The following is a 12,997-nucleotide window of genomic DNA, read 5'->3' as shown; positions in this document are numbered from 1 at the left end:
GTCAGCGCACCTCCACCAACAGCGGCCAGCGCGAGAGCACGCCTTCGAACAGCGCACTCACTCGCGGCTCGAAGTAGCGCAGCGACAACGCAAACAGCAGCAGCCCCACCAAGACCTTGACGGGAATCGCGACAAAGTAGGCATTGGCCTGCGGCATCAGGCGCGACGCCAGCGCCGTCGCCACGTCGACAAGCAGCAGCCCGGCCACCGCCGGTGCCACCAGCGTGAAGCCGTAGGTCAGCATGAGTCCGAACTGCGTCACCAACTCGGTCGGGCGGTACTCGACCGACCGTCCTATCGGGATCCATTCGAACATGCGGAACATCGCGCGCAGCAGGTTGTGATGTGCGTCCAGCGTCAGCATCAGGAGCGCACCGAGCATCGACATCAGCGTGCCCATCAGCGAGTTGAAAGCTTTTGTGCTCGGATCGAACAGGGTCGCGATGCTCAGGCCCATCTGATAATCGAGCAGGCGCCCGCCGACGGCAAACGCGCCGAAAGCACACTGCACCCCAAATCCGAGCGCGCCGCCGAGCAAGAGTTCGCGAGCAAAGCTCACGATCAGATCACCCACGCCGAGAATGTCCTGCGCCGCCTGCACGGCGTAACCGGACACGGTCACCGTCATGACGGACAGCATCACGATCAGCAGAACGCGAATGTTGCCGGGCACACTGGACCAACCCAACACCGGGGTCAGCATCAAAACACCGGCCCATCGCGTCGCTGCCAGCAACCCCGCAAGTACCCAGCCGATATCGATCGTGAGTGCCATCGACTCAATCCAGGAAGCCGGGAATCCCGGCGATCAGGGTTCGACTGAAATCGACCAACCGCGACAACATCCAAGGCCCTAGAACCAGCAGCACGAAGAAGATTGCGGCGAGCTTCGGGATGAACGTCAGCGTCATCTCCTGAATCTGCGTGACGACCTGGAAGATGCTCACCAGCAAGCCGACCAGCATGCTCACGCCAATGACCGGTCCGGCGACCCACAATGCCGTCCACAACATTTGTTGGGTCAGTCCGAGTGCGAGATCGCTGGTCATGGAGTGCGATGCTCGCCGGGTCAGTGTTGTGTGCGCTTGCGAGCGGTCAGGTCGCCCACGAGATCCGCAACCAACGATTCGGTCGAGAAGTTGCCTTCCGCCGGGGCCCGCTGCATGAGGTCCTGCAGCAAGGCTTCTGCCTGCGCGACCTCCCCTTTTCGTGCGAGCAGCAGACTCTTAGCGTACTGAGCAGGAAACGAGCGGCGATTCAGCCCTGAGGCACGACGAGCCGAGAGTTCGCTGTCGCGTTCGCGTCCTTCCAGGGCCGCTACGACCGCCAAGGCACCGTGCGTGTCGGCGAAATTTCGATCCAGATCGAGCGCCTTCTCGAAACTGCGGCGCGCAGCCGCAAGATCCCCCAACATCAACTGCACCCACCCCAAGCCGTGCCAAGTGCCGAGGTGGTCTGGCATGAACTCAACGGCTTTATTGAATGAATCAGCCGCGCCGTCGGCGTTGAGCGCAAGCAACTGTCCAAACGCCAGTCCTGACCAGGCGCGCCCATTTCGGGGATTCGACTCGACAGCACGGCCGAAATACTCGAGGGTTCGCTTCATATCGCGCGATTCCAATGCGATTCCACCCAGCGCGCTGAGTGCCGTCGATTGATTCGGCGTGATGGCGAGCGCTTTATCGGCCGCTCGTTGTGCACGGGCGATGTCATCGGCATCGAAGGCCATCAGTGCGAGCTGGCCCCAGGCCTCGGCGTCACCCGGGTGCAGCGCCACCAGTTCTTCGAGGGTCGCCGTCCCGGTTTCCCAGTCTTCGGTGTGATGGCAAGCCAGCGCCAAGAGGCGACCTGCTTCTGGCATCGCGTTGCGATCAGCTGCGGGCACATCCAGTAAAACCGCGCGGCATTCGACCATATCGCCCAGCCGGGACCAGGCGTACGCCAGGTTGTACAAAATGGCGGGATGCCGATTTCCGAGTTCGATCAAAGTCTCGAATTGCTGAATCGCGCTTTCGTACTGCGCCAATGCCAACTGCGCCGTCCCCAGACGAAATCGCAAGCCTTGATGCTCGGGACGAAGCGCAAGCGTGGTCGATAACAGTTCGCTGGTCTCAGCGTATCGTCCGAGCTGTAATCCGATCTCCGACGTCTCTTCGCAAAGTGTCGTATTGCCCGGGTCCTGCGTCAGATAACGACGCAGTTTCTCGAAGCGATCTGGTGAGACGTCCATGTCCGCGATCGATCAATGCTGATTTCGGTAGGCTTGTTCTGGGGCCACAACGATGCCCGTGCCTTGACCGGATTCGATTGCCGCCAACAGGTCTTTGGATCGCTTGAAGTAAAGATTGTCCGCTTCGATCACGTCCATCGCCGAGCGAAGCAGGCGGCGCCCTTCCGTGGCATCGCCTTGACGCACCAATGCCGCCGCTCGATAGAACAGCGCCGGCGGATAAACAGGCGTGCTTTGCAGCACCTGCTCCCAGACGCTCAGGGCCGCCCCAATTTCGCCGTCTTCAAATGCGACCATGCCCAGTTGAAATCGAGCATCGACATCATTCGGTGATTGCTCGAGGTACTGGCCAAATAGCGGTTGAGCCTTCTTTCGCAGGCCCAGCTGAGCATAAACACGGGCGGCCTCAACGAGTGCAGCCGTTGGGCAGTCGGGCTTCTGCAACGCTTGCTTCAGTCGTCCCAATCCAGCGGCAACATCGCCTTTTTGAAGGTCGAGCCGAGCTAGAGACAACAGCTCTTCGGCATCAAACAGACTGTCCATGTATTCCCCAAAGGTGCACCCCAGCACCGCAGCAAACTCGGCGCGGCCGAGCTTGTGACGGCCGGATCATGACCCAATACTTTCGGTTCGCACAATAGCGAATTGTGATCCGAGACGAATTTGTCCCTCGATCATCTAGGTTTTGGTTGCGCGCACATGTCAGGTTATATGCTCATCACAACATGAACTTTTGTCAGCGCGTCATTTAGCACTCGTTGAGAGGCACGTCACAAAATCGACTCGCAATATTGTTGTGATAGCAGTAGTCATCGCGGCGTGGAGTGATCCATACTGCGGATGAAGCTCGACGTGGATGAGAGGGAGACTCAACCATGACCTGGACGTCGATGGTGCCACTGGGGACGCGTGCGCCGCTGGTCTCGCTGATGGTGACCGTCAGCTTGCTGTACTGCGACGTCTTGCACGCACAGGGGTACATCGCTCCGCACCTTACTTACACCTATCCTGATGCTGATGACTTTCGTGGCGACGAGCAGTCGCTGGGCGTCGGCCTGGGGCTCGCGCTCACGCCCAGTTGGGACATCAGCGCTCAGTACGACCACGAAAAATTACTGCTCGAGTCTGGCGGATTGCTTCGTCGCCGCGACTTGAGCCTGCACTCGCAGCATGCGTTCGGATCAACCGGCAGCCGCCCCTACTTCACCATCGGCGCCGGCGTCGCCCACGTTTCGACCGACACCGCCACCGATGACTGGCCTACAGCCTTTCTCGGTGCGGGTTATACGTTGCGGCCACCGCAGGCACGGACTTGGGATTTGCAGACGGAGCTGCGCGGACGCTATTCACGCGATGGCGCTTCGCTATCGGGCTCCACAGATGTCGTCGATGCCCAGGCGATCGTTCGACTGCGATATGGCGCTCCTTCTCAACCGCTGCTTCGAACCGGCCCAAGCCCACCCGTGCCTGCGGCCAATGCCCCGCAGTGGATACCGGTTTCGAGCCCCGTGAAGGGCGAGAGCGGGGTGCGCCTGTCTGTCCGGGATGACCGCGACCAGGATGGTGTCCCCAATCGTCGCGATCGCTGTCCGAGCACCATCAAAGGCGTCTCGGTCGACACCGATGGCTGCATGTTGAGCAAGCCCTAACGCGCAAGCGCGCCCTCCGAACCGCCTATCCATGATGACCTGTCCCCGCCTGCTCGCCGCTGTAGTGACCCTGGGATTGAGCGCATCGGGCTTGTCGGCCTGCAGTGTCGGCGGCAATGAGGACGATGGGGGACGGCAGCCCGACGAGGTTGACGCCGCGGCGACCTACGTTGTGCTGGGACCGGTTGCCGGCGCGTCGGTGCAGGTGAAGACACTCGCGGGCGAAGTGGTCGGCGAAGGGGCCACGGAAGCCTACGATGAAGCACGCGATACCGAATTGGTGGGCAGTCAGCGTCGGCTGAAAAATATCGATCAGGGCCGACGCGTCGGCCGGGTTCGATACACCCGACTGACCCTGACCGCACTGGCGGACCCGGACCTGGTCATTGTCTCGGCGAGTGGTGGGCGTGATACCGACGCCAATGATGATGGCCTGATTGCGTCCGATGAAGGTGGCAATGGTCCGACATTGACCGGCACCGTTGAAGCATTGGTGCGTGTTGCTGATCTGAGGGGTGACGGACCGTTGTTCGTCACGCCCCTCACCTCCATCGCCAGGGCAGCGGCGGCCGACGCAGCGGGCTCGCTCGTTATCGAAACACGCGCGAACCGGTTGGCGACCTTCCTGCTGAAAAGCACAACCGACGGCGGCGACCTGGATACGGATCGGAGCATCACTTGGCGGGATCTAGGCCGATACGACCCGAGTCGCCACAACTTCGAAGGCTCCGCGACAACCCGTAGCCTCGATACGGCCTTCAAGTCAGCAAGCCTGCTGAACCTGTTTCTATCGATTTCCGACACCCGGTCCGTCGCCCGTCAGTTGCTCGAAGGCGGAGCCGAGAACACACCGGTGAAGATCGCCGCACGACTCTTCGGCGATACCAACGCGAACGGTTTGGCCAACGTGTTCGAGGACCCTGCGACTCACGATGTTGATCAGGACAGCCTCACCGATGCCCGGGACTCCGATACCGATGGCGACGGGCTGCCGAATGACATTGAGGCCGGGCTTGGCCTGCTGCCTTGGAATGCCGACACGGATGGCAACGGGGTCAAGGACGGTCAAGAGGACTTCGATGGGGATGGTCTCGATAATGCGACCGAGCTCGCGAAATCGACGGACCCCAAGAAAGCGGACACAGACGACGATGGCCTGACCGACAAGCAGGAAATCGATAACGGCCTCAACCCCAACGACTCAACGGATGGAGCGGCCGCCGACTCCGATGCTGACGGCATCAGCAACGCGGCGGAGATCGCGCATGGGCTCAACCCGAAAGATGCCGGGGATGCAGCACTCGATCCTGACTACGATGGGCTCAGCAATTTCGACGAGATCGTCACGCACAAGACGGATCCGAAGAAGGCCGATACGGATGACGACGGGATTCCAGACAAAGCCGAGATCGACAACGGGCTCAATCCGCTTGATTTGAGCGATGGCGGCACTGCGGACAGCGACGGCGATGGACTGACGAACGCACAGGAGGTCAATTACGGGCTCAATCCGCGCGATGCCACGGACGCCGATCAAGATGCCGACCACGATGGCTTGCTCAGTCGCGCCGAGGTTCTGACCTACGGCACCAAGCCCAAGGTTGCCGACACCGATGGCGACGGCCTTTCCGATGGGCAGGAGGTGATGATCTACCACACCAACCCCACTGTGGCCGATTCCGATGGCGACGGGCTGAGCGATGGACGCGAGGTTATCTTGATCGGGAGTGATCCATTGAATCCCGACACCGACGGCGACTCCATTTCGGACGGCGCCGAGGTCAACGGCTTTCTGCTTTACGACAAAGTCACCCGCGTCAGCACCGATCCAACGATGACCGACACCGACGGCGACGGCATTCACGACGGGATCGAGAAGGCGGTGCAGGATCGGTGCGCAACCTATGTATCACCGGTTTCCGCGAAGAACTTTCTCACCGGCCCCCTTCATCCCAACAACCCCGCCACCAAGCCGGCATTGGGCGGGCTGACCTTCGTCGATACAGCACTAACCGCGAGCGCGCTGGAAGGTGACCCCGACGCAGATGGCAAACCGACCATCGAAGAGCTCTTCCACGGCACCAATCCGAACAGTGCCGCCAGTTCATTCGCGTATGCCTATGAATCGACGAGTGGCGGCGCGCGGAAAGTTAAATTCACTGCGCTCGAGGATGCCGGCTTGGTCTACGTTCCCGGGGGCTGGGATGTCGATGGAGATGGAGTTTCCGAGCCGGGATTTTTCATCGCGAAGTACGAGGCCAAGGAAGGCGCGACGAACATTGTGGCGCCCGTGCCCATCAGCCCGTTGCTCGCGGCGCAGCGCGTCTATGACGCCGACACCCAACGTTTCACTGATCGGCTCTGCGATAACGGCACGGCAGGCAAGGACGAGGACACTCAAGATGCCGCTGGCGAGTGCCGCGGTAACCGTTATCAAGCGAGTTTGATACAGCAAGCCGCCCCGCGCCTCAAAACATTGAAATTCACGCCAACGGGATTGCCATTGGTAGGCCTCACGTGGGTTGAGGCCGCGCACGTGCTCGCGGAATCCCCGGTAGACACCGCCGGCACCAGTGGCGGCCCCTACTCACTTCAGCTGCCAACGGAGGTTCAGTGGATACAGGTCGCGCGAACCGCGCTATTGAACCCAACAAACTGGTCAGGCGGCGCGGTAGATCAGGGGCAGCTGTATCAAGGCCATTCGGACAACAGCCCTGCCGCTTTGCTGCCAGTGAATGATGCGAACAACCCTTACGATCGAACCGGCAACTCAGCTTCCAGCGGTCCATCACAGCGCCGCACGCTGACCGTGGCAAATGGGATTGTCGCTCGCGATTTCGACCTGCCGTTGAACTATGCGGTCGATGTTTGGGATTTGTCTGGCAATGCGGCCGAGTGGACCGCTGGCTTTATTGCAGCACAGGTCGTCACTGCGACAACGCCGGGCCGCCCCGGCGGTGATCGCTTCGCCGGCGGTCTCGCGGAGTTCGAGGACTATGCGTCCACCAACCTGACGGGACCGGAAGGCGACATCAGCTCGATGCCCGCATGGTGGAAGCCGTCGAAGATCGACAACACGGTTTTCAGTTCGAGCAAAGGAATCGGGGCTTACTTCGACGGCGCGAGCCCGAGTGATACCGACGGAGATGGTCAGAGCAATGGCAGCTCCGCCAGCAGCCAATACGGTTATGGAACCGGCTACGCAGAAGCGTACTCGGCGCCACTTCGTGGGGGCTACTTCGCGTCGGGTAGCTATGCGGGCGTGTTTGCGGCCAGCTTGGACAATGGGGCCGGAAAGCGAGCCTCATTTATTGGCTTTCGTGCCACTTCGCCTTGAACAGGTAATCGTAGGAAGTTCGAAGCCCCCTTCCCGAACGGCATGACGGAACAACTCGCCTAAGCGGTGTTTTCGAGCAACTGCATCGTGCTCATTCGGCAAAACATTGCAGCACGCACCTACACGAGCCATATGCGACCGGTCGCGTCGTTAAGGGGCCGGGCGGAAGGGAGATCTAGAACTGGCCATGCTGATCTGCACCCGTTCGATTCCCGATCCTGACCATGGATGACGTCAAGTCTTCATTGGCAAAAAAAGAGCCGATGCCAGGGAAACAGGCGCAACTGAACGCTTACCTGGCCTCGCGAAGTGCGGAGATAACATCGAAACTAGAAGAATCGGCGGACGCTCCATTCTCAGAACCTCAGTTCTGCAATCTCGTAGTGGCCGATCCCAGATGCCGTATCGACGTTGAGTCAAACATCTAGCGGTTCTTGATCTCGGCAGAGGTTCGAACCACCTTGTGGTAGCCAGCTGCCAGCGAGCCATATTCACCGTTGGCCGCCGGGCATTGAACGGTCACATACTGCCCACGGTCATCAGCAACCTTGCACTGTAACGGCATCTTGATGCGCGGTGAGGTCGCCTCCGTGTAGAAGTTCACGTCACGGCCGGAACGCAATTGCCCTCGGGTATCGGCAATGAACATCTGGAGTGCTTCCGAGAATCCACTGATGATCTCAGGATGGTTCGGGGAGCCGTCGAAGAATTTGGAAACGTATTGCACTCCATCCAAGTGATAAACGTAGCGCCCTCTCCAGCTACCTTGGCTGGCATCAATCCCTGTCGCGATGAGAAGGTCGCCTTGTTCTCGTTTCACCAGCAGGACGTATGGCTTCAAAGTGTAGACATCCGCTCCGGCGCGCTCTTCGAGCAGGGGGATTGACTCCGCTGCCGTCTCCACAGCAGCGCTCACGTTGATCTTGTTCTTGCCATTCAAGTTGGCAACTTCCTGGTCTGTTTTGCTTGCGATCATTTTGGCATTCGCCGCGACGCCGATTGGACCGAGCAAAATGCCAAGCCCAGCTCCGCCACCACCGTAGTTCTGAAAGTAGTAAACGGGCTGCTTGGGATCCAGTTGGCGGCTCCCGGCCACAACCTCGTCTCCAGCGCGCACCGAACTCGCCAGGATGTAGGCCACCCGCGATGGGGTTGCGGCGGGCGTTGCAGCTTGAGCGGGGCGGCGCGGCGGCTCGGAATATTTCGGCGCTGGGGCACACCCGGCGATCACAACGCCAAGTACTACGATCCAAGACAAGCGCTTCATTTTCGGAATCTCCCGGGTCTTCCGTTAACAACGAGGTGAAGCTAATAAACATTCGGAGTGCTACCCGCGTCGAGCTTGCGCTGCTCCACCCCTTGGAGTTTGGAAACCGGATACACGTGGGTATCCGACTTCTGGGCAAGCGCATTGCCCAATACATCGCCCAATGTGTCCATTCGCGCGGCACAAGAACACCTACCATCTCGGCGGATCAAAAAAGCTGCTTGATGTCATCGCTATCAAACAGGTGATCGAGGCAAGGACGTGAGCGAGCCCCGTGCCGATGTTGGGTTTGGTCTTGCTCGCAGATGCTGCAAGCCCAGTGAAGATGGCGATCAAGAAAAAAACTGGGAACAGCACGAAAAACCACTGCATCCCGAACCAAGCTCCAGCCATTGCAAAGGCTTTGACATCACCGCCACCCAGCATTTCCTTTCCGGTACTCGCTTTCACTGCCGCCATGATCAGGGCAGGCCCAAGATAGCCAACCATCGCGCCGTAAATCGCGTCGTTGGAGTTCCCCCATGACGCGTGGATGAAGAGTCCCGCCCACAAGGTTGGAATGACCACGATATCCGGCAGAAGCCGGTGATCTAGGTTGATTAGTAAAAGCAGGACCATCGCCAAGAAATAGCCCGCCCAAGGCAAAGCCTGACTCGAATCCGGGATCAAGGCCGCAACGGTGGCGAGCAGTCCTGCGCCTAGCGATCCCACAACCAGGCGGCGCCAACGGGGTACTGGGGTCGTCGGGGCGAGATCCGCTACCGCCGGATGGTGTTCTCCATAGTCGCGGCGCCATGTGGCGCCTAGCTTGGTCATCAGCCATGTTGAGGCGGATGGCAGGATGAGTCCCGATGCGATGGCCCCGGCTACACCATAGAACACGATCGCACTCCATCCGCCACCCCAGCCGACAATCATTGCGCGCACCCGAAATTTTGATGAGACAAGCTGACATCCTTATCCTGCCATTCATCCATCGCGTTGTGGCATCCCGATTTGCAAACGGATGTGGATGCCACCGGGGAACATGAGATGCGGTCGCACTCTGCAGAGTCAGACAATACCGAGGATTTATCTTGATTCCCGACATTTTCCGTCGTATCTGGTCCATGCCTACACCGGTGTTTCTCGTATTCGCCGGTGTATGCGGTGGGGCTGCCCTCTCCGCTGTCGCGGTGATGTCCTTTTTCTGGCCACACCTTCGCGAAGGGCGCGAGGCGCTGGTACCGCTCCCGATGGCCGGGCTGATTGTCTGCGCAACTTGTTTAATGCTGATGTATGGCCTCTATCGGGGGAACCTGTGGTATCGGCTTCCAGCAATCTTTCTTAGCCCCTTTTCTTACTTTATTGAGTACGGTTTGAGTCAGGGGACCTCTGAATCCATTCGCGGTCTTGAGCTAGTGGTTTCGCTCGCCGTCTGGCCAGCATTGATCGGCTACTGCTTGTACGCATCATCTGGGGGAAGAAAATGGTTCTATCCCTCGAATGATCGCAGCACGGGGTGAGTTCCATCGATGGTTAAGTTTGCTTCGATGCAGGCGCCCAGGGCGGTTTCGCTCCGTGCGACACTTCAGTTCGCGCTCACGGCACACTCACAATGTTTGAACTGGGGACGTGAATGATCGTTGGGATCGACTTGGGGACTACCAATAGCCTTGTCGCGGTCTGGCGCGATGGGGTTGCCCGACTCATTCCGAACGCATTAGGAGAGTTCCTGACGCCCTCATGTGTCAGCATAGGGGACGACGGCCAAGTACTTGTCGGTCGGGCTGCGCGAGAGCGTCTACTAAGCAGGCCGGAACATAGCGCCGCTTCCTTCAAACGCTACATGGGCACTGCTCGAACGCTTCGTCTGGCGACGAAACAGTACCGAGCCGAGGATCTTTCGGCGATGGTCCTCAAGGCATTGAAGGCCGATGCAGAAGCCTTCCTGGGAGAACCCATCAGCGAGGCGGTGATAACGGTCCCCGCATACTTCAACGACACCCAACGAAAAGCGACCAAAGTCGCGGGCGAACTCGCCGGTTTAAAGGTTGAGCGATTGCTCAACGAACCTACCGCAGCTGCTCTGGCTTATGGCCTGCATCAAGCAGAGCCGGAAACCCAGTTTCTGGTGTTCGATCTCGGTGGGGGAACCTTTGACGTATCTGTCATGGAACTGTATTCCGGAATCATGGAGGTGCGCGCGTCGGCCGGCGACAACTTTCTTGGTGGGGACGATTTCGTCGAGATGCTGATCGATGGCTTCATGAGCGAAATCGGCCGTCGCGCAGGTTTGAGCGACCGCGATCCCCTCGTCCTCGCTCGACTTTGGAGCGAAGCCGAGCGCGTCAAACGAGACCTGTCTTCGCTGGAGAAAACTACTTTCCGTTACACCGACAGTCTCCATTCCCTCGAGTGGACAGTTACGCAAGATCTTTTTGAGCGACTCTGCAGCAGCCTTCTGGAGCGACTGCGTCGTCCGGTGGAACGCGCCCTGCGCGACGCTAAGATCTCGGCATCTTCCCTTCAGCAGGTTGTCCTGGCCGGTGGTGCCACCCGCATGCCAATCGTGCACCGACTCGTTGCGCGCATGTTCGGTCGCTTTCCGAGCCGGGACATCGATCCAGATCAGGCGATCGCGCTAGGTGCGGCGATCCAGGCAGGCCTCAAAGCCCGCGACGCGGCGCTCGAGGAGATTGTGATGACGGATGTCTGTCCCTACACACTGGGGGTGGAAGTCAGTGAGCGAATCACCACCGATTACTCTCAGCCAGGTCTGTTCATGCCGATTATCGAACGCAACACCGTGGTACCGGCAAGCCGGGTGAAATCGGTCACACCGGTGCACGCAAGCCAGTCACAAATCGACGTTCGGATATTCCAGGGCGAGAGCCGCGAAGTGAAGGACAACATTCTGCTCGGCAGCCTGAAGGTCGAGCTCCCTCGACGACCTCAGCATGAGCAAGGTGTGGACATCCGCTTCACCTACGACATTAATGGTCTGCTTGAAGTCGAGGCCACGGTCCAGGCCTCTGGCGATAAGAGAACGCTGCTCATCGAGCATACGCCGGGGGCGATGACGCCATCCGATATCCAACAAAGCGTTCAACAGCTTGCTGAACTAAAGATCGCCCCGCGCGAGCAAGCCGAGAATCGCGTGTTAGTTGAGAGGCTCAAACGCCTGTATGAGGAATGTCTAGGCGAGTCTCGTGACTGGATCGCCCGGAGACTGCTCGGGTTCGAGCAGGTGCTTCAACGGCAAGATCCACGCGAGATCACACACGCGCGAGTTGAGTTGCAGCAGCAGTTGGATCATTTCGAACAAAGGTCATCACCATGACGATTTGGGAGACTTTGGGCATCGAGCCAGCAGCCGATCGGACTGTGATTCGGCGCGCGTACGCCTTACGCCTCAAGAAGGTCAATCCCGAGGTAGACGCCGCTGGCTTCCAGGCGCTGCGCATGGCGTACGAAGAGGCGCTACGCCAGGCCGGAGCTCCGGGAGAGGTCGCTCCCTCTGTCCCGCCGCTGCCTTTGGAGGATAGCGATCGGCCGTTGCCAATGACGACTCCCGATGCACCGCCTCCCTCGCCTCCCATTTTTCAGACGGCAGTCGAGCTCATCGAGCGACTCGCTGTCGAGCCCGCGACTCAACGGCCTAGCATCCTCGTCGCCGAATTGACGAAGGAGGGACGAGAGGGACTCGACTTTCAGTCCGCCCTTCAGCGGGCGCTGGCCCGGCTGCTGTACTCACATTTTGAGCGCCATTGGCGTTTGATTACCTCAATCAGCGCGCACTTTTCTTGGAATGAGGCCGGGCAACAAGGGGATCCGGTCGTGACCGAATTGCTCGGGTGGCATGAGGCACGCGGCTGGCGACTCGACCTGGAGGCGAACGGTCCCAAGGATCCTTGGAGCCAAGCCATCAAGCTGTTGCGCGCACCGCCCGACTCTGCAGTAAACCAGCAATTCGCCAAGAAGAAGAAACAACTCGGGGCGATGCACGATGTGATGAAGGAATTACACGAGGATCATCCTGCCGCACTTCGTTACGAGACTAACGCTCAAGCGGTTGATTGGTGGCGACAGGATCTGCGTCGCCGCGCGGTCGGGACCTCAGCAACGGGACGTGGATCGAAGCCCTCACCAGTTGGCGGCCTCGCCATTCTTGCGTTCATGCTGATCGGGGTACTCGCCAAGGTGCTCGAGCCATCGCACTCGAGTGCAGACTCGTCTTCCCGTGCGCCATCTTCCTATCAGTCGACGTCTAGCTCCCCGCCGCCAGTACTGACGGATTCGGCCGAATTCACGTCCAAATCGACCTATAACCTCAACGCCAAAAATGGAGTATTCGGAAACTCTGAATCAGCTGCGGCGTGGAGCGCTTCAGTCCAGTACGAATACGGGGATATCGTGACTTATCAGCGTCACCGTTGGCGAGCGCAGGCTCCATCCTTAGCAGAGATACCGACAGCTGGATCAAAATGGGCGCGAATAGATTGATGTTAAGGCGCGTGGTGACTGCGAGCTGA

Annotated in this window: 11 protein-coding genes; 5 read left to right on the top strand and 6 right to left on the bottom strand. The window is 59.4% G+C overall.

Annotated elements, in window-relative coordinates; genetic code table 11:
* Window position 1: 1 nt before the first annotated feature.
* The 4 genes from AC3WUM_RS19070 to AC3WUM_RS19055 are packed head-to-tail and all read right to left on the bottom strand — an operon-like array spanning window position 2 to window position 2,773.
* Window positions 2-775 carry a flagellar biosynthetic protein FliR gene (locus AC3WUM_RS19070; protein ID WP_492412208.1) on the bottom strand — a complete coding sequence of 258 codons (774 nt, stop codon included), beginning with the start codon at window positions 773-775 and terminating at the stop codon, window positions 2-4.
* Window positions 776-779: 4 nt separating this feature from the next.
* Complete coding sequence (gene fliQ / locus AC3WUM_RS19065; RefSeq protein ID WP_492412206.1) at window positions 780-1,049, bottom strand: flagellar biosynthesis protein FliQ; 270 nt, start codon at window positions 1,047-1,049, stop codon at window positions 780-782.
* Between the two features lie 20 nt (window positions 1,050-1,069).
* On the bottom strand, window positions 1,070-2,230 hold the full coding sequence (locus AC3WUM_RS19060) for a tetratricopeptide repeat protein (RefSeq protein ID WP_492412205.1): 1,161 nt from the start codon (window positions 2,228-2,230) through the stop codon (window positions 1,070-1,072).
* A gap of 12 nt (window positions 2,231-2,242) precedes the next feature.
* Window positions 2,243-2,773, bottom strand: coding sequence for a tetratricopeptide repeat protein (locus tag AC3WUM_RS19055; RefSeq protein WP_492412203.1), 531 nt, complete (start codon window positions 2,771-2,773; stop codon window positions 2,243-2,245).
* 332 nt (window positions 2,774-3,105) lie between these two features.
* Between AC3WUM_RS19055 and AC3WUM_RS19050 the strand changes: the two genes are divergently transcribed.
* Complete coding sequence (locus AC3WUM_RS19050) at window positions 3,106-3,879, top strand: hypothetical protein (protein ID WP_492412201.1); 774 nt, start codon at window positions 3,106-3,108, stop codon at window positions 3,877-3,879.
* Between the two features lie 31 nt (window positions 3,880-3,910).
* Window positions 3,911-7,216 carry a hypothetical protein gene (locus AC3WUM_RS19045; RefSeq protein ID WP_492412200.1) on the top strand — a complete coding sequence of 1,102 codons (3,306 nt, stop codon included), beginning with the start codon at window positions 3,911-3,913 and terminating at the stop codon, window positions 7,214-7,216.
* 424 nt (window positions 7,217-7,640) lie between these two features.
* On the opposite strand, the gene AC3WUM_RS19040 is transcribed toward AC3WUM_RS19045, so the two are convergent.
* Together AC3WUM_RS19040 and AC3WUM_RS19035 are read right to left on the bottom strand one after the other, a co-directional pair.
* Window positions 7,641-8,483, bottom strand: a complete 843-nt coding sequence (locus tag AC3WUM_RS19040; RefSeq protein ID WP_492412199.1) for a hypothetical protein — start codon at window positions 8,481-8,483, stop codon at window positions 7,641-7,643.
* Window positions 8,484-8,675: 192 nt separating this feature from the next.
* On the bottom strand, window positions 8,676-9,401 hold the full coding sequence (locus AC3WUM_RS19035; protein WP_492412197.1) for a prepilin peptidase: 726 nt from the start codon (window positions 9,399-9,401) through the stop codon (window positions 8,676-8,678).
* A 158-nt stretch (window positions 9,402-9,559) separates the two neighbouring features.
* Here AC3WUM_RS19035 and AC3WUM_RS19030 point away from each other — a divergent pair, with 158 nt between their 5' ends.
* The 3 genes from AC3WUM_RS19030 (at window position 9,560) to AC3WUM_RS19020 (ending at window position 12,968) form a co-directional block, all read left to right on the top strand.
* Window positions 9,560-9,988, top strand: a complete 429-nt coding sequence (locus AC3WUM_RS19030) for a hypothetical protein (RefSeq protein WP_492412196.1) — start codon at window positions 9,560-9,562, stop codon at window positions 9,986-9,988.
* 113 nt (window positions 9,989-10,101) lie between these two features.
* Window positions 10,102-11,805, top strand: coding sequence for an Hsp70 family protein (locus tag AC3WUM_RS19025; RefSeq protein ID WP_492412194.1), 1,704 nt, complete (start codon window positions 10,102-10,104; stop codon window positions 11,803-11,805).
* Complete coding sequence (locus AC3WUM_RS19020; protein WP_492412192.1) at window positions 11,802-12,968, top strand: hypothetical protein; 1,167 nt, start codon at window positions 11,802-11,804, stop codon at window positions 12,966-12,968. Before AC3WUM_RS19025 ends, AC3WUM_RS19020 begins: the two co-directional genes overlap by 4 nt.
* Window positions 12,969-12,997 lie beyond the last annotated feature (29 nt).

Source organism: Hydrocarboniphaga sp. FW305-C-57 (assembly GCF_058783045.1).
Note: the sequence above shows the minus strand (reverse complement) of the source record. Positions and strands in the feature narration are given on the sequence as shown.